Origin of the sequence: Litorisediminicola beolgyonensis, from assembly GCF_042679605.1 — a bacterium.
Lineage (GTDB): Bacteria > Pseudomonadota > Alphaproteobacteria > Rhodobacterales > Rhodobacteraceae > Litorisediminicola > Litorisediminicola beolgyonensis.
The window spans coordinates 1-14544 of record NZ_JBHTMU010000059.1 but is presented as its reverse complement, the minus strand read 5'-3'; the positions used below and the strand labels follow the sequence as shown (position 1 = coordinate 14544).

At 69.4% G+C, this 14544-nt stretch carries 14 protein-coding genes and 1 pseudogene; 8 read left to right on the top strand and 7 right to left on the bottom strand.

Annotation, left to right across the window (positions count from 1 at the left end; all coding sequences use genetic code 11):
* The 3 genes and pseudogenes from ACFQ4E_RS19515 to ACFQ4E_RS19505 all read right to left on the bottom strand — a co-directional run.
* Positions 1 to 673: pseudogene (locus ACFQ4E_RS19515) on the bottom strand (peptidoglycan -binding protein); the annotation flags it as partial.
* Positions 674 to 676: 3 nt separating this feature from the next.
* A complete protein-coding gene (locus tag ACFQ4E_RS19510) occupies positions 677 to 1906 on the bottom strand; it encodes a biopolymer transporter ExbB (protein ID WP_386806211.1) in 1230 nt (409 codons plus the stop codon).
* A 78-nt stretch (positions 1907 to 1984) separates the two neighbouring features.
* The gene (locus ACFQ4E_RS19505) at positions 1985 to 2515 is read right to left on the bottom strand and encodes a gamma-glutamylcyclotransferase (protein ID WP_386806210.1); all 531 of its coding nucleotides are present in this window, start codon (positions 2513 to 2515) and stop codon (positions 1985 to 1987) included.
* Positions 2516 to 2580: 65 nt separating this feature from the next.
* Here ACFQ4E_RS19505 and ACFQ4E_RS19500 point away from each other — a divergent pair, with 65 nt between their 5' ends.
* Positions 2581 to 3402: a DUF2125 domain-containing protein gene (locus ACFQ4E_RS19500; RefSeq protein WP_386806209.1), complete on the top strand. Its 822-nt coding sequence runs from the start codon at positions 2581 to 2583 to the stop codon at positions 3400 to 3402.
* A 146-nt stretch (positions 3403 to 3548) separates the two neighbouring features.
* Positions 3549 to 4823, top strand: coding sequence for an acetylornithine deacetylase/succinyl-diaminopimelate desuccinylase family protein (locus tag ACFQ4E_RS19495; protein WP_386806208.1), 1275 nt, complete (start codon positions 3549 to 3551; stop codon positions 4821 to 4823).
* A gap of 147 nt (positions 4824 to 4970) precedes the next feature.
* On the opposite strand, the gene panC is transcribed toward ACFQ4E_RS19495, so the two are convergent.
* Together panC and panB are read right to left on the bottom strand one after the other, a co-directional pair.
* Positions 4971 to 5816 carry a pantoate--beta-alanine ligase gene (gene panC / locus ACFQ4E_RS19490; protein ID WP_386806207.1) on the bottom strand — a complete coding sequence of 282 codons (846 nt, stop codon included), beginning with the start codon at positions 5814 to 5816 and terminating at the stop codon, positions 4971 to 4973.
* The gene (gene panB / locus ACFQ4E_RS19485; protein ID WP_386806206.1) at positions 5813 to 6646 is read right to left on the bottom strand and encodes a 3-methyl-2-oxobutanoate hydroxymethyltransferase; all 834 of its coding nucleotides are present in this window, start codon (positions 6644 to 6646) and stop codon (positions 5813 to 5815) included. Before panB ends, panC begins: the two co-directional genes overlap by 4 nt.
* A 179-nt stretch (positions 6647 to 6825) precedes the next feature.
* On the opposite strand from panB, the gene ACFQ4E_RS19480 reads away from it, so the two are divergent.
* Positions 6826 to 8265: an ABC transporter substrate-binding protein gene (locus tag ACFQ4E_RS19480; protein WP_386806212.1), complete on the top strand. Its 1440-nt coding sequence runs from the start codon at positions 6826 to 6828 to the stop codon at positions 8263 to 8265.
* A 101-nt stretch (positions 8266 to 8366) separates the two neighbouring features.
* Here the strand turns inward: ACFQ4E_RS19480 and ACFQ4E_RS19475 are convergent, their stop codons facing one another.
* Positions 8367 to 8768 (bottom strand): group I truncated hemoglobin, encoded by a 402-nt coding sequence (locus ACFQ4E_RS19475; protein ID WP_386806205.1) that lies wholly within the window; start codon positions 8766 to 8768, stop codon positions 8367 to 8369.
* Between the two features lie 115 nt (positions 8769 to 8883).
* On the bottom strand, positions 8884 to 9330 hold the full coding sequence (locus ACFQ4E_RS19470; protein WP_386806204.1) for a MarR family winged helix-turn-helix transcriptional regulator: 447 nt from the start codon (positions 9328 to 9330) through the stop codon (positions 8884 to 8886).
* A 170-nt stretch (positions 9331 to 9500) separates the two neighbouring features.
* On the opposite strand from ACFQ4E_RS19470, the gene ACFQ4E_RS19465 reads away from it, so the two are divergent.
* The 5 genes from ACFQ4E_RS19465 to ACFQ4E_RS19445 form a co-directional block, all read left to right on the top strand.
* Entirely contained in the window at positions 9501 to 10445 is a 945-nt protein-coding gene (locus tag ACFQ4E_RS19465) for an ABC transporter permease (RefSeq protein ID WP_386806203.1), read from the top strand.
* On the top strand, positions 10442 to 11257 hold the full coding sequence (locus tag ACFQ4E_RS19460; protein ID WP_386806202.1) for an ABC transporter permease: 816 nt from the start codon (positions 10442 to 10444) through the stop codon (positions 11255 to 11257). The genes ACFQ4E_RS19465 and ACFQ4E_RS19460 overlap by 4 nt, the downstream gene beginning before the upstream one ends.
* Positions 11254 to 12837 (top strand): dipeptide ABC transporter ATP-binding protein, encoded by a 1584-nt coding sequence (locus tag ACFQ4E_RS19455; protein WP_386806201.1) that lies wholly within the window; start codon positions 11254 to 11256, stop codon positions 12835 to 12837. The genes ACFQ4E_RS19460 and ACFQ4E_RS19455 overlap by 4 nt, the downstream gene beginning before the upstream one ends.
* The gene (locus tag ACFQ4E_RS19450) at positions 12827 to 14272 is read left to right on the top strand and encodes an aldehyde dehydrogenase family protein (protein WP_386806200.1); all 1446 of its coding nucleotides are present in this window, start codon (positions 12827 to 12829) and stop codon (positions 14270 to 14272) included. Before ACFQ4E_RS19455 ends, ACFQ4E_RS19450 begins: the two co-directional genes overlap by 11 nt.
* Positions 14265 to 14544 (top strand): hypothetical protein (locus tag ACFQ4E_RS19445; protein WP_386806199.1); only part of this gene is annotated, 280 nt, incomplete at its 3' end. The genes ACFQ4E_RS19450 and ACFQ4E_RS19445, both read left to right, overlap by 8 nt.

The window sequence follows — 14544 nt, the reverse complement described above, 5'->3', positions numbered from 1 at the left end:
TGTCGACCTCGCCCGAGAGCGCCCCGATCCGCGCCTCCTGATCGGCGTTCTGGCCGCGCAGATCCTCGACCAGCGCCTCCAGCGCCTCGCGCCGCGCCGCCGCCAGCCGGGCCGCTTCGGTGCCCGCGTCGATCTCCGAACGCGCCCGCGCCAAGGCGAGGTTCAGCTCGTCGCGCTCCGACAGCGCCTCGTCCCGCGCCGCCGCCAGCTCCTCGGCATCGGCATTGAGCGCCGCGATGGTCTCGTCGCGCTCTGTCTGCCCCGCCAGAAGCGCCGCGACCTGCGTCTCGAAATCCTCGATCCGTGTCTCCGCCTGCGCCAGCGCCGCCCCTTGCGCATCGCGCTCCTCGGTCAGGCTCGCGATCAGCTGCCGCTGCTGCGCCAGCCGCGCCTCGCGGTCGTCGAGCGTCGCGGCCAGCGCGCCCATCTGGTCCGACAGCGCCGCGGTCTTGGCCTCTTCGAGACCCAGCGTCTCGGCCAGAGCCGCGACCTCGGCGGCAAGGTTCGACAGCTCGCTCTCCTGCCCGGTGATCGTCTCGCGCAGCACCGCCTGCACCACCATGAAGATGGTCAGCACGAACATCAGCACCAGCAGAAGCCCGGTCATCGCATCGACGAATCCCGGCCAGATCGAGGCCTGGAACTTCTGACCGCCGCGCCGCGCGAGCGCCATCGATCAGCCCTCCTTCGGGTGCTTGGTGAGCGGACGGACCACGGTGGCGCGCACCGGCTCGGCGCGGCGTCCCATCTGCCCGATCGTGCGGTTGAGCGCGGCGATCTCGGTCCGAAGCTCGGCCATGCTTTCCTGCCGCCCCGCCGAGATCTCTTCGAGGATGCGCAGCATCTGCACGTCGATGGAGCGCAGCCGCATCCGGCTCTCGGCATCCATCCCGCCATCGCCGCCACCCTCGCGCCGCTCGAGCACGTCGATCAGCCGCTCCTGCCCCTCGGCGATACGCGCCAGCCCGTGCGAGGACGGCGCGGTCGCGTCCATCCGTTCGGTCATCCGCTCGATCGCATCGGCGAGCTGGCCGAGCCGCGCGTCGACCTCGGCGCGGTTGTCCTCGGCGCGGGTGTAGAGCTGGCCCATGACCTCGAACTGCTCGGCCACCTGTTCGAGCACCACCGCCATGCCGGTGATCTCGCCCGCGCCCTCGCCCTCTGCGCCGTCCGAGGAAAACCCGATCCGGGTGATCGAGGACAGCCATTCCTCGAGCTCGCGGTAGAACCGGTTCTGCCCGTGCCCGGCGAAGAGCTCCAGAAGCCCCACGATCAGCGATCCGGCGAGACCCAGAAGCGACGAGGCAAAGGCCACGCCCATGCCGCCCAGCTGGCTTTCCAACCCGTTCATCAGCCGCGAGAAGACCGCGACGCCGCTCTCGCCCTCCTGCGGGGCCAGCCCGCGGATCGTGTCGACAAGCGCCGGCACCGTCGTCGCGAGCCCGTAGAACGTGCCCAGAAGACCGAGAAAGATCAGCAGCGACACGATGTAGCGCGTGATCTCGCGCATCTCGTCGATACGCTGCGCCACCGAATCGAGGATCGACCGCGTCGAGGTCGTGGTGATCTGCATCCGCTTGCCGCGCTTGCGCAGAAGCGCCGCGAGCGGCGCCAGAAGCTGCGGCGGCGTCTGCGGAAACCGTGTGTCCGGCGCGGTCACGAAGGTCTCGATCCAGCGGACCGAGCCCATCAGCTGCACCACCTGCCAGAAGCAGGACAGGACCCCGATCACGAAGACGATCAGGATGAACCCGTTGAGCCAGGGATTGGCCTCGAAAACCGGCAGGACCCGGGGCAATGCCAGAACCGCGCCCGCGCCCGACAGGCCGAGCACCGCCAGCATCAGGATGATCTGGCGGATCGGTTGCGAGAAATGCGCCCTGGCCTCGAGATCGGCGTGATCCATTTGGCCCCTTCCCGGAGTGATCCTGTCCTCTGTCCCAGTGAGAGGAGCCTAGAGACCCTTTCCAGCAAAGCCAAGCGTTTACGCGGCGAGGTTGCGCACCCGTTCGGCCAGCCAGGACAAGTCCGCGTCGCGGACGCCGAGTGTTTCCAGATGATCGACAGTATTGAGGAGATACTCGGTATTGGGTCCGCGTCCGCCAACCGCCCGCGCGATGATCTGCGCCTGTTCCTCGAGCGGCAGCCCCCCGCAATACTGGACGTGGTCGGGGTCGATCACATAGGCCAGCGCGGTGATCTCCTCGCCGCCTTCCAGCGTCAGCGGCACGAGGCGTTCGAGATAGGCCGAGGAGATCAGCTCCCGGTCGCGCAGATAGGCCAGCACCTCGTCCTGCTGCGCGTCAGGCGCGGCCAGCGCCAGCCCGTCGCAGCAGGTCGTCTCGTCGGGATCGAGCGCCATGACGAGCCCCGGCTCCTCGGGCGTACCGCGATGGTGGATCGAGCGCATGCAGAAGCTCCGGCGGTAGCCCTGAAGGCGCGCCTTGCGGGTCTCGACCACGTCGAAACCGGGGTTCCAGAGCAGGGAGGCGTAGCCGAATACCCACAGGGTCATGGTGCTGGTCCTTCGCTTTGGCCGGTTGTAAACACCAATCCACGCGCCAGTGAAAGGGGATCGCCATGCTGAGGGTGTTGACGCTGATCGTGCTGGCGCTCGGGGCGCTCTGGTCCGGCTATTGGTGGCAGCAGAGCGCCCGGATCGAGGCCGACACGCAGGCCTGGCTCGACGCCACCCCCTGGGCTTCCGCCCGAGGGATCGAGGTCCAGGGCTTCCCGAACCGGGTCGATGTGACCCTCCTCGATCCCGAACTGTCCTCGGGCGGGCTGCGCTGGAGCGGCGCGCTTCTGCAAATTCTTCAGCTGGTCTATTCCAAGGATCACCTGATCCTCGCCCTGCCCCCCGAACAGGAGATCGCCGCGGGCTCGGAGATCTGGCGCGTCGCGACCGACGCGATGCGCGCCTCGGTCGTGCGCGGCGAGACGCCCGCGCCCGGGCGGGTCGTCGCCGAAGCCGCCCGGGTCGAGATGACGGCCCCCGGCGGCACCACGCTCCGCCTCTCCGAACCCCGCGCCGCGCTGACGCCGGTGACGCCGCAGGCCGCCGATTTCGCCGTCGCCACAGGCCCCGTCACGACAGAAGAGGGCCTCCGGCTCGACGCGCTGCGCCTCGCCGGACGGGTGCAGCTTCCGACCGCCGACTGGATCGAGATCAGCGACGGCACGCTCCTCGTGGACGGGGTCTCCTTCACGATCACCGGTCGGCTCGAGGCCGGAAGCGACCGCCAGTTGCGCGGCCGCCTCACCCTCGACCCCGCCCCCGACGCCGATCCGGTCGCCCCCCTGCCCGAGCCCCTTCGCGACGCGCCGGTCACGCTGACGATCGCCGATGGCGTGGCGCGCATCGGCGCGACCGACCTCCTCCGCCTGCCTCCCCTGCCCTGAGCGGCCGCCCTGACTGCCCGCCCTTACCGCCCGCGAAAGCGGCGGCGAAAAACGGCGCTTTTTCCAAGAAACACCTATTGCCGCCCAAGCCCTTGCGATCCGGAAATGCACAGAGTTGACTGCTGTCAACTGTGACGGAGCCCAGCATGACAGACGCCCTCGCCGCCCGGATCGAGGCCAAGCGCGACGACCTGATCGCCCTGACCCAGGACCTGATCCGCATCCCGACCCGCAATCCTCCGGGCGAGAATTACGACGCGATCTGCGCCTTTCTCGACCGCCGCCTCGCGGCGAAGGGCTTCACCTGCACCCGCATCCGCGCCGAGGGCGCGCCCGGCGACAGCGACCGCCATCCGCGCTGGAACATCGTCGTCCGGATCGAGGGGACCCGCCCCGGCGAATGCGTGCATTTCAACTCGCACCACGACGTCGTCACGGTGGGCGAAGGCTGGACCCGCGATCCCTTCGGCGGCGAGCTTGACGGAGACCGCCTCTACGGACGCGGCTCCTGCGACATGAAGGGCGGGCTCGCCGCCTCGATCATCGCCGCCGAGGCGTTCCTGGAGGAATATCCCGAGTTCGCGGGCGCCATCGAGATCTCGGGCACCGCCGACGAGGAATCCGGCGGCTATGGCGGCGTCGCGCATCTGGCCCAGGAGGGCTGGTTCGATCCCGCCCGCGTCCAGCACGTGATCATCCCCGAGCCGCTCGGCAAGGACCGCATCTGCGTCGGCCATCGCGGCGGCTGGTGGGCCGAGATCGAGACGCTGGGCGAGATCGCCCACGGCTCGATGCCGTTCCTCGGCGATTGCGCGGTCCGCCACATGGGCGCGGTGATCGCGGCCTTCGAGGAGCAGCTCTTCCCCGCGCTGGCCGAGCGGCGGACCGAGATGCCGGTGATCCCCGACGGCGCGCGCCAGCCGACGCTGAACCTCAATTCCCTGCATGGCGGCGAGGCCGAGGAGACCGGCTATACCGGCCTGCCCGCGCCCTGCGTGCCCGACAGCTGCCGCCTGATCATCGACCGCCGGTTTTTGATCGAGGAGAGCTACGACGCGGTGCGCGAGGAGGTCATCGCGGTGCTCGACGCGCTCAAGGAGCGCCGCCCGGGCTTCGAGTATCGCCTGCGCGATCTGAACCGCATCGACCCGACCCAGACCCCGCCCGATGCGCCCGTGGTGACCGTCACCGAAGCCGCGATCCGCGAGGCGCTCGGGCGCGAGGCGGCGCAGATCGCGTCGCCGGGGAGCTACGACCAGAAGCATATCGACCGGATCGGGCGGCTGAAGAACTGCATCGCCTACGGACCGGGGCATCTGGAGCTGGCGCACAAGCCGGACGAATGGATCGGCGTGACCGACATGCTCGATTCGGCGCGGGTGATGGGCCGGGTCCTGGAACGGCTGCTCCTGCCCGCGTGAGACCTGCGGGACCGAGGGGGCCGTCTGCCCCCTCGGGCTCCCCCGAGCGGTATTTGGAAAAAGAAGAAGCCTAAAGGGGGGCGGCGCTTAACCTTTGATGGACGCAGCGCGCGGGTGGGCTCACGCTTTGGTGCGGGCGCGCCCGGCCTACCCGACCGCGATATTGTCGATCAGCCGCACGCCGTCGATCCAGGCGGCGGCGAAGAGGCGGGCGGGCGCTTCGGCTGCCTCGAGCTGGCGGAGATCGTCGAGGGCGCGGAGCTCGAGATACTCGACCTCGGTGAAGCCCGCGGCGAGGAGGCGGACCGCGGCGTCGCGGGCCAGATCCGTGGCGCCTCCCCCGGCAAGGAGACCCTCGGCCATGCGCGCCATCTCTTGTGCCAAAGCGGGTGCGGCGGCGCGGCCTTCGTCGGTCAGGCGCTGGTTGCGCGACGACAGCGCCAGCCCGTCGGGATCGCGGACCGTGGGGCAGCCCTGGATCTCGATCGGGATATCGAGATCGCGGGCGAGGCGGCGGACCACCTGTAGCTGCTGGAAATCCTTCTCGCCGAAACAGGCGATATCGGCGCCGGTCATCAGGAAGAGCTTGGTCACCACCGTGGCGACCCCGTCGAAATGGCCGGGCCGGTGCGCACCGCAGAGCACATCCGTCAGCCCCGCGACCGAGACGGTGGTGGCGAAGCCCGGCGGGTAGACGGTCTCTGGGCCGGGCACGAAAAGCGCGTCGATCCCGAGGGGGGCGAGCTTTTCGGCATCCTCGATCTCGGTCCGGGGGTAATTTTCCAGATCTTCGGGGCGGTTGAACTGCTTGGGATTGACGAAGATCGTCACGATCACCCGGTCGGCGGCGGATTTTGCGGCCTCGACGAGGCTCAGATGCCCGGCATGGAGCGCGCCCATGGTCGGGACCACGGCGACGCGGTCGCCGTGCGATTTCCAGTCCGAGACGGCGGCGCGCAGATCGTCCAGGTCGCGCAGGATCGGGGCGCTCACCGGGCGGCTCCGGGGGCGGTGTCGCCGAAGACATGTTCGGGGCCGGGGAAGCTTCGCGCCCGGACCTCGCGCGCGTAGTCGGCGATGGCGGCCTCGCCATCGGTGCCGAGGCTCGCGTAGCGCTTGACGAATTTCGGTTTGAAGGCGGTGAAGAGCCCCAGCATGTCGTCGACCACGAGGATCTGACCGTCGCATCCGGCGCTCGCACCGATGCCGATGGTGGGGATGGCAAGCTCGGCGGTGATCCGGTCCGAGAGGGTCTCGGGGATCTTCTCGAGCACCACGGCGAAGGCGCCCGCCCCCGCCACGGCGCGGGCATCGGCGAGAAGCGTCTCGGCGGCGGCGCCGCGGCCCTGCACCTTGTAGCCGCCGAGCGTGTTGATCGCCTGCGGCGTCAGCCCGACATGGGCCATGACCGGCACGCCGCGCGCGGTCAGGAAGGCGATAGTCTCGGCCATCGCCTGCCCGCCCTCGAGCTTGACCGCGCCCGCGCCGGTCTCGGCCATCAGCCGCGCGGCGTTGCGGAAGGCCTGGGCCGGGCTTTCCTCGTAGGAGCCGAAGGGCATGTCCACGACCATCATCGCCCGGGAGAGACCGCGGCGCACCGCCTGGCCGTGCAGGATCATCATCTCCATCGTCACGCCGAGGGTCGAGGTCAGGCCGTGCAGGACCATGCCGACGCTGTCGCCCACCAGGACGAAATCGCAATGCGCATCCATCATCTGCGCCATGGGCGTGGTATAGGCGGTCAGGCTGACGATGGGGGTGCCGCCCTTCATCGCCCGGATGTCATCCGGCATGGGCGCGGTCTTTCTGGCCGTGGCGCTCATCTCTGTCCTCCCCGCTCCGGTCGGCTGGGGTCGTAGCAGCCTCCGGGACGCTGGCAAAGGATAAGCCGCGCGCGACCTGCTTGATTGCGCTCACAAAGACGGAAAGGATAGCGCGAGACCTCATATCGCCCGGGAGACCCGCCATGATCCGCTCCGCCCGCCCCGCTTTCCTTGCGCTGATGCTGTCGGCCGCGCCGCTCTGGGCCCAGAGCACCGACCTGACGCTGGCGATCCAGCTCGAGCCGCCGCATCTCGATCCGACCTCGGCCGCGGCGGGTGCGATCGACTCGGTGCTTTACAGCAATGTCTTCGAGGGGCTGACCCGCTTCGAGGCGGATGGCTCGGTCGTCCCGGCGCTTGCCGAGAGCTGGGACATCTCCGAGGACGGCACGGTCTACACCTTCCACCTGCGCGAGGGCGTGAGCTTCCATGACGGCACGGGCTTCGACGCGGAGGACGTGAAGTTCAGCCTCGACCGGGCGCGGGCCGAGGATTCGACGAACGCGCAGAAGGCGCTTTTCGCGGGAATCTCGGAGGTCACGGTGGTCGATCCGGCGACGGTCGAGGTGACGCTGTCGGCGCCCGATGGCGGGTTTCTCTTTAATCTGGCCTGGGGCGATGCGGTGATCGTCGCGCCCGAGAGCATCGAGACCATCAAATCCGCTCCGGTCGGCACGGGGCCCTTCCGTTTCGCGGAATGGGTGCAGGGCGACCGGGTCGAGCTGGCCCGCAACGCCGACTACTGGGGCGCGGCCCCGGCGCTCGAGACCGCGCGGTTCAAGTTCATCTCCGACCCGACGGCGGCCTTCGCGGCGATGATGGCGCAGGATATCGACGCCTTCGCGGGCTTCCCGGCGCCCGAGAACCTGCCGCAGTTCGAGACCGACCCGCGCTTTACCGTGACCACGGGCTCGACCGAGGGCGAGACGATCCTCGCGATGAACAACGGGGTCGCGCCCTTCGACAACCCGCTGGTGCGCGAGGCGGTGGCGCTGGCGGTCGATCGCGATGCGATCATCCAGGGCGCGATGTTCGGACAGGGCGTGCCGATCGGCACGCATTTCGCGCCGCACAATCCCGACTATGTCGATCTCCTGGACCTCTCGCCCTACAACCCGGACCGCGCGCGCGAGCTGATGGCCGAGGCGGGGCTCGCGGAAGGGGTGACGGTCACGCTGAAGCTGCCGCCGCCCTCCTATGCCCGGCGCGGCGGCGAGATCGTCGCGGCGCAGCTGCGCGAGATCGGGATCGAGACCGAGATCACCAATCTCGAATGGGCGCAGTGGCTGGAAGAGGTCTTCCGCGGCAAGGATTTCGGTCTGACCATCGTCAGCCATACCGAGCCGATGGACATCAATATCTATGCTCGGCCGGATTACTACTTCCAGTATGACAACCCGGAGTTTCAGTCGCTGATCGAGACGCTGACCGCGACCACCGATCCGGCGGAGCGCTCGGAGCTTCTGAAGACGGCGCAGAGGATGATCGCCGAGGATCACGTCAACGCCTATCTCTTCCAGCTGGCCTATCCGACCGTGGCGGATGCACGGCTCGAGGGGCTCTGGGTCAACCAGCCGACGCAGGCCAACCCGCTGGCGCAGGTGCGCTGGACCGAGTGATCCGGCGCCGCAGGGGAACGTCTTAGCCGTAAAAGCGGCCGGGCGCCTTGTGCAGCCCGGCCGTTACTGATTACGGCACTGGCGGTGGCGGCCGGGCCGGATCACTCGGCTGCAATACGCTTGTCCGGATCGACGACCATGTCGCGATAGCTGTCGATGATCGCCATGAACTCGTCATGCTCCTGCTTCGGCACGCCGACATAGGACAGGGTCGCCGCGATCTCGAGGCGGACGGTGTCGAAATCCTGCTCGGACACGTTGAGATGCGCGTGGCTCTCGCGCATGTCGCGCCCGGGATAGCATTTGGGGCCACCGGTTTCCTCGATCGACCAGGCGGTCACGAGGAACTTGAAGCCGGCATGGCCGCCCTCGGTGTGGAACTTGTCGACCGCCGGGTTGGCGTTGGCGGACGCGTTGGAATAGAGGCGGTCGACCAGAACATCGACCGCACCCGCGATCCCGTAAAACCCGCCGAGGCGGTCGAACAGAGACTCGTCAGCCATGATTATCTACTCCTCCCTGAGATATCGTGCTGGATGAATAGCACGGTCCGGCCTCCTCTCCGGACCGCGCCGGCGCCCCTTGCGGGGCGCGTCCTCCCAAGGGAGGAACCTTGTCTCAGTCGGCGTCGCGCGACCCTTCCATGCGCGCGACGAGCGATCTGAGTTCTTCGCGCAGATGGACCAGCGCATCCCGGTTCAGACCGGTCGTGCATTCCACCTCCTGCTGCGCGCGCGAGCTGGCGTCGTGCAGGGCGGTCCCTGCCTCGGTCAGCTCGATCCACACGGCGCGCCGGTCCTTCGGATCCGGCACCCGACGCACGAAGCCCGCCGCAACGAGCCTGTCCACCAAGGGCGTGATCGCATTCGCCGGCAGGATCAGCCGTTCGGCGATCCTGCGCATCTTCTGCGGTCCGTCCTGCCACAGCACCAGCATCACGAGGTACTGCGGATAGGTGAGCCCGATGGCATCGAGACGCCCCCGATACGCCCGTACGACCGCGTTGGAAGCGGCGTAGAGCGCAAAGCAGAGCTGGTCATCCAGCGTGAGAGCGCGTTCCTTCATCGGTTCGCCTAAAGTTAGTGCAGACACGATATATGCAGACACGAGGCTTTCGGTCAAAAGCTTTCCCCGCTGCGCGGCGCATGCCCGGGCTCTCGGGAATGCAAAATCATCGACCCCAAGGGGCGTTTTCCGCGCTGGACCAGAGGGTTGGCCGCGCATAGGCTCGGGCCATGATCGCCTTTGCCCTCCGCCGTCTGATCTCTCTGGCGCTCAGTCTTCTGGTCGCGAGCGCGGTGATCTTCCTGGTGGTCGAGGTGATTCCCGGCGATCCGGCGAGCTTCATGCTGGGAATCAACGCCCAGCCCGACACGGTCGCGGCGCTCTCGGCGGAGCTCGGGCTCGATCAGCCGGTCTGGCAGCGCTACCTCGCCTGGGTCGGCGGCATGCTGACCGGCGATTTCGGCACCTCCTACACCTATCGCACCCCGGTCGCCGAGATGGTCGCAGACCGGCTCTGGATCTCGCTGCCGCTGGCGCTCTACGCGCTGGCCCTGTCGACCGCGCTGGCGTTCCCGGCGGGGGTGATCGCGGCGTCGCGGCGCGGGCGACCCGCGGATCTGGCGGTCATGGGCGCGACGCAGCTCGGGGTGGCGATCCCGAATTTCTGGTTCGCGATGCTCCTGACCTTCCTCTTCGCGATCAAGCTCGGCTGGTTCTCGGCCGGAGGCTTTCCCGGCTGGTCCGACCCGCTCGCCGCGCTCAAGGCGCTGACGCTCCCGGCCATCGCGCTGGCGCTGCCGCAGGCGGCGATCCTCGCGCGGGTCATGCGCTCGGCGCTGATCGACATCCTCGGCGAGGATTTCATCCGCACCGCCCGCGCCAAGGGCCTGAGCCGGAGCCAGGCGCTCTGGCGGCACGGGGTGCGAAACGCGCTGATCCCGGTCCTGACGATCATCGGTCTGCAGTTCTCGTTCCTGATCGCGGGCGGGATCATCATCGAGCAGGTCTTCTACCTGCCGGGGCTCGGGCGGCTGATCTTCCAGGCGATCTCGCAGCGCGACCTGATCGTGGTCGAGTCGGTGGTGATGCTCCTGGTCTTCGCGGTGATCCTCGTGACCTTCCTGACCGATCTCGCCTATGCGGCGGTCGATCCGCGCCTGAGGCGGCGGACATGATCCGCGCGCTCCTGCCCGGCGCGATCCTGACCGCGATCTTCCTCGCGGCGGCCGCCGTGAGCTTTGTCTGGACGCCCTATGCGACCGACGGCGTGTCGATCCCCGACCGGCTGCAGGCGCCCTCGGCGCTCTACTGGCTCGGGACCGACCAGATGGGCCGCGACATCCTCTCGATGCTGATGGTCGGCGCGCGCACCTCGATCGCGGTGGCGCTGGTGGCGGTCGGGATCGGCATGGGCGCGGGCGTGCCGCTGGGCCTCTGGGCGGCGGCGCGGCGCGGCAGTTGGACCGACGAGCTGATCATGCGCGGCAACGATCTGGTCTTCGCCTTCCCGAGCCTCGTCATCGCGATCCTGATCACGGCGGTCTTCGGGCCGGGCGCGGTGAACGCGATCATCGCCATCGGCATCTTCAACATCCCAGTCTTTGCGCGGCTGACGCGCGGCGCGGCGCTGTCGCTCTGGAGCCGCGAGTTCATCCTCTCTGCCCGGGTGGCGGGCAAGGGCGCGGCGCGGATTTCGGCCGAGCACATCCTGCCGAACCTCGCCAATCTCCTGATCGTGCAGGGCACCATCCAGTTCTCGCTCGGCATCCTCGCCGAGGCGGGGCTGAGCTATGTGGGTCTCGGCGCGCAGCCGCCGATCCCGTCCTGGGGGCGGATGCTGGCGGAGGCGCAGACCTTCGTGTCGCTCGCGCCGCATGTGGCGCTGATGCCGGGGCTGGCCATCGTGCTGATGGTCTTGGGGCTGAACCTTCTTGGCGACGGGTTGCGCGACCGGCTCGATCCGCGGCTCTCGGGAGAGCGGGCATGAGCCTTCTGGAGATCGACCGGCTGTCGGTGCGGATCGGCGAGACCGAGATCCTGCGCGAGGTGTCGCTGTCGGTCGCCCCCGGCGAGATCGTGGCGCTGACGGGCGAGAGCGGGTCGGGCAAGTCGATGACCGCGCTGGCGGCGATGGGACTTCTGCCGCGCGGGGCGGAGACCTCGGGGGCGCTGGGGCTCGGAGGCGAGGACCTCCTGAGCCTGTCCGAGCGGCGGCTCTGCGGGCTCAGGGGCAAGGCGATGGGGATGATCTTCCAGGAGCCGATGACCGCGCTCAACCCGGTCCAGACCATCGGCGCGCAGGTGGCCGAGACCGCGCGCATCCACGCCGCGACCCCGGGCAAGGCCGAGGACCTCGCCCGCCGCGCATTGGACCGTGCGGGGCTCGAGGCGATCCCGATGGACCGCTATCCCCACGAGCTCTCGGGCGGGCAGCGGCAGAGGGTGGTCATCGCGATCGCCACGGTGCTGGCGCCGCGTCTCCTGATCGCCGACGAGCCGACCACCGCGCTCGATGTCACCACGCAGGCGCGGATCTTGTCGCTTCTGGAGCGGCTCGCGCGCGAGGACGGGATGGGGCTTCTCCTGATCACCCATGACCTCGCCGTCGTGCATGGGCTGGCCGACCGGATCGCGGTGATGAACAAGGGCGAGGTGGTCGAGACGGGACCCACCAAGACCGTCTTCGCCGAGCGCCGCCATCCCTATACCCGCGCGCTCTTCGAGGCCTCGGCCCATCGCGCCGACCTGGTGCCGCAGGACGCGCAAATGCCGCTTCTGACCGTCAAGGGTCTCACCCGCACCTATCCGCTGCCGCGCCCCCGGCCCTTCGCGCCGCGTCCGCGCATGACCGCGCTCAAGGATGTGAGCTTCACCCTCGGGCGCGGCGAGCGGCTGGGGCTCGTGGGCGAGAGCGGGTCGGGCAAATCCACCCTCACCCGCGCGCTTCTGGGGCTCGACCCGGTGGACAGCGGCACCATCGCGCTCGCTGCCGATGCGCCCGGGGCCAAGCGGATGCAGGTGGTCTTCCAGGACCCCTATGGCAGTTTCAATCCGCGCCACCGCGTCCGCCGCCTTCTGGCAGAGCCGTTCCACGGGCTGCCCGATGCGCCGACCGGCGCGGCGCTCGACGCGCGCATCGCCCGCGCGCTCAACGATGTCGGGCTCGAGCCCTCCGCCGCCGACCGCCACATCCACGCCTTTTCGGGCGGGCAGCGCCAGCGCATCGCCATCGCCCGCGCGCTGATCACCGATCCCGAGATCATCCTCTTCGACGAGGCGACCTCGGCTCTCGATGTCCGGGTGCGGGCGCAGATCCTCGACCTGATCGCCGATCTCTCGCGCCGCTACGGGCTGAGCTACATCTTCATCTCGCATGATCTCTCGGTGGTGCGCGGCATCACCGACCGGGTGCTGGTCCTGAAGGACGGCGAGATCGTCGAGGACGCGGCCACCGAAACCCTCTTCGACAATCCGCGCCACCCCTATACGATCGCGCTGATGGAGGCGGCCCCGCGGCTGCCCGACCATCCCGACAGCGCAGAGGGAGGAGGAGACCATGCTGCCTGATCTGCCCTTCGATCCGTCCCGCCTTCTGATCGGCGGAGAGTGGCTGGACGCGCCCGACACGCTGGAGCTGAGCGATCCCTCGACCGGAGAGGCCCTGGCCCGCATCGCCCGCGGCGGCGCATCCGAGATCGACGACGCCGTCGCCGCCGCCCGCGCCGCGCTCGACGGTCCCTGGGGCCGCGCCGCGCCCGCCCAGCGCGGCCGCTGGCTGATGGAGATGTCGCGCATCGTCACCGCCGAGACCGAGCGCCTTGCCTTCCTCGAGGCGCGCGATGTCGGCAAGCCCCTGGGCCAGGCCCGCGCCGACGCGCTGGCGCTGGCGCGCTACCTCGAGTTCTACGCGGGCGCCGCCGACAAGCTGCACGGCGAGACGCTCCCCTATCTCGACGGCTACACGGTTTACACGCTGCGCGAGCCGCACGGGGTCACGGGCCATATCGTGCCCTGGAACTACCCGATGCAGATCATCGGCCGCTCGGTCGGCGCAGCCCTGGCCGCCGGCAATGCCTGCGTTCTGAAACCCGCCGAGGAAGCCTGCCTGACCGCGCTCGCCTTCGCCGAGATCGCCTGCCGCGCGGGCCTGCCTCCCGGTGCCCTAAACGTCGTGCCGGGGCTCGGGGCCGAGGCCGGAGCTGCGCTCGCCGCCCATCCCGGCATCGACCATCTGAGCTTCACCGGCTCGGTCGCCACCGGCGCGGCGGTGCAGGCCGCCGCCAGCGCCAACGCGGTGCCGGTCACGCTGGAATTGGGCGGCAAGTCGCCGCAGCTCGTCTTCGAGGATGCCGATCTCGACGCCGCCCTGCCGATGCTTGTCGGCGCCGGGCTCCAGAATTGCGGCCAGACCTGCTCGGCCGCCTCGCGGATCCTGGTGGCCGCGCCAATCTTCGACGAGGTCGCGCGCCGGATGGCCGAGGCCTATGCCGCGCGCAAGATCGGCCCGGCGCTCGAGGATCCGGGGCTTGGACCCCTGATCAGCGCGCGCCAGAAGGCGCGGGTCGCGGCGTTCCTGGACGAGGCCCGCGACCTGCCCTGCCTCGCCGCGCCCGAACTGCCCGCTGACCTGCCGCAAGGCGGGCATTACATCGCCCCCCGGCTTTTCGGCCCGGTCCCGCCCGACCACCCGCTGGCGCAGGACGAGGTCTTCGGCCCGGTGCAGGTGCTGATCCCTTTCGAGACCGAGAACGAGGCCGTCGCCATCGCCAATGGCACACGCTACGGGCTCGTCGCCGCGGTCTGGACCCGCGACGGCGCGCGGCAGATGCGGCTCGCCAAGCGGCTGCGCGCGGGGCAGGTCTTCGTGAACACCTATGGCGCGGGCGGCGGGGTGGAGCTGCCCTTTGGCGGACGCGGGCTATCGGGGCATGGCCGCGAAAAGGGCTTCGAGGCGCTCTACGGCTTCACCGCGCTCAAGACCGTGGCCGCGCATCATGGCTAAGCCCTTGGCCGCGCTTCTGATCTTCGCCGCCTCGGTGATCACGGCGGGGCTCTTCGGGGTGCTCCACAACCAGCTCAGCTATTCGGTCGGACCGGCCTATTTCACCGAGCTGAAGTTCGACCAGTTCGGAATCGCCCCCGACCGGCAGACCCGGCTCGGCGCGGCGCTGATCGGCTGGCGGGCCAGCTGGTGGATGGGCGCGGCGCTGGCGGTGCCGGTCCTGGTCCTCGGCTGGGCCACGGCACGGCGGGGCGCGACGCTGCTTGCGGGCG

What these genes read in the sequence shown, in the direction of transcription:
- panB (WP_386806206.1), bottom strand. Translation starts at nt 6,646, where the DNA reads ATGAGCGCCACGGCCAGAAAGACCGCGCCCATGCCGGATGACATCCGG.
- ACFQ4E_RS19495 (WP_386806208.1), top strand. Translation starts at nt 3,549, where the DNA reads ATGACAGACGCCCTCGCCGCCCGGATCGAGGCCAAGCGCGACGACCTG.
- ACFQ4E_RS19475 (WP_386806205.1), bottom strand. Translation starts at nt 8,768, where the DNA reads ATGGCTGACGAGTCTCTGTTCGACCGCCTCGGCGGGTTTTACGGGATC.
- ACFQ4E_RS19500 (WP_386806209.1), top strand. Translation starts at nt 2,581, where the DNA reads ATGCTGAGGGTGTTGACGCTGATCGTGCTGGCGCTCGGGGCGCTCTGG.
- ACFQ4E_RS19460 (WP_386806202.1), top strand. Translation starts at nt 10,442, where the DNA reads ATGATCCGCGCGCTCCTGCCCGGCGCGATCCTGACCGCGATCTTCCTC.
- ACFQ4E_RS19505 (WP_386806210.1), bottom strand. Translation starts at nt 2,515, where the DNA reads ATGACCCTGTGGGTATTCGGCTACGCCTCCCTGCTCTGGAACCCCGGT.
- ACFQ4E_RS19450 (WP_386806200.1), top strand. Translation starts at nt 12,827, where the DNA reads ATGCTGCCTGATCTGCCCTTCGATCCGTCCCGCCTTCTGATCGGCGGA.
- ACFQ4E_RS19455 (WP_386806201.1), top strand. Translation starts at nt 11,254, where the DNA reads ATGAGCCTTCTGGAGATCGACCGGCTGTCGGTGCGGATCGGCGAGACC.
- ACFQ4E_RS19480 (WP_386806212.1), top strand. Translation starts at nt 6,826, where the DNA reads ATGCTGTCGGCCGCGCCGCTCTGGGCCCAGAGCACCGACCTGACGCTG.
- ACFQ4E_RS19510 (WP_386806211.1), bottom strand. Translation starts at nt 1,906, where the DNA reads ATGGATCACGCCGATCTCGAGGCCAGGGCGCATTTCTCGCAACCGATC.
- ACFQ4E_RS19470 (WP_386806204.1), bottom strand. Translation starts at nt 9,330, where the DNA reads ATGAAGGAACGCGCTCTCACGCTGGATGACCAGCTCTGCTTTGCGCTC.
- ACFQ4E_RS19465 (WP_386806203.1), top strand. Translation starts at nt 9,501, where the DNA reads ATGATCGCCTTTGCCCTCCGCCGTCTGATCTCTCTGGCGCTCAGTCTT.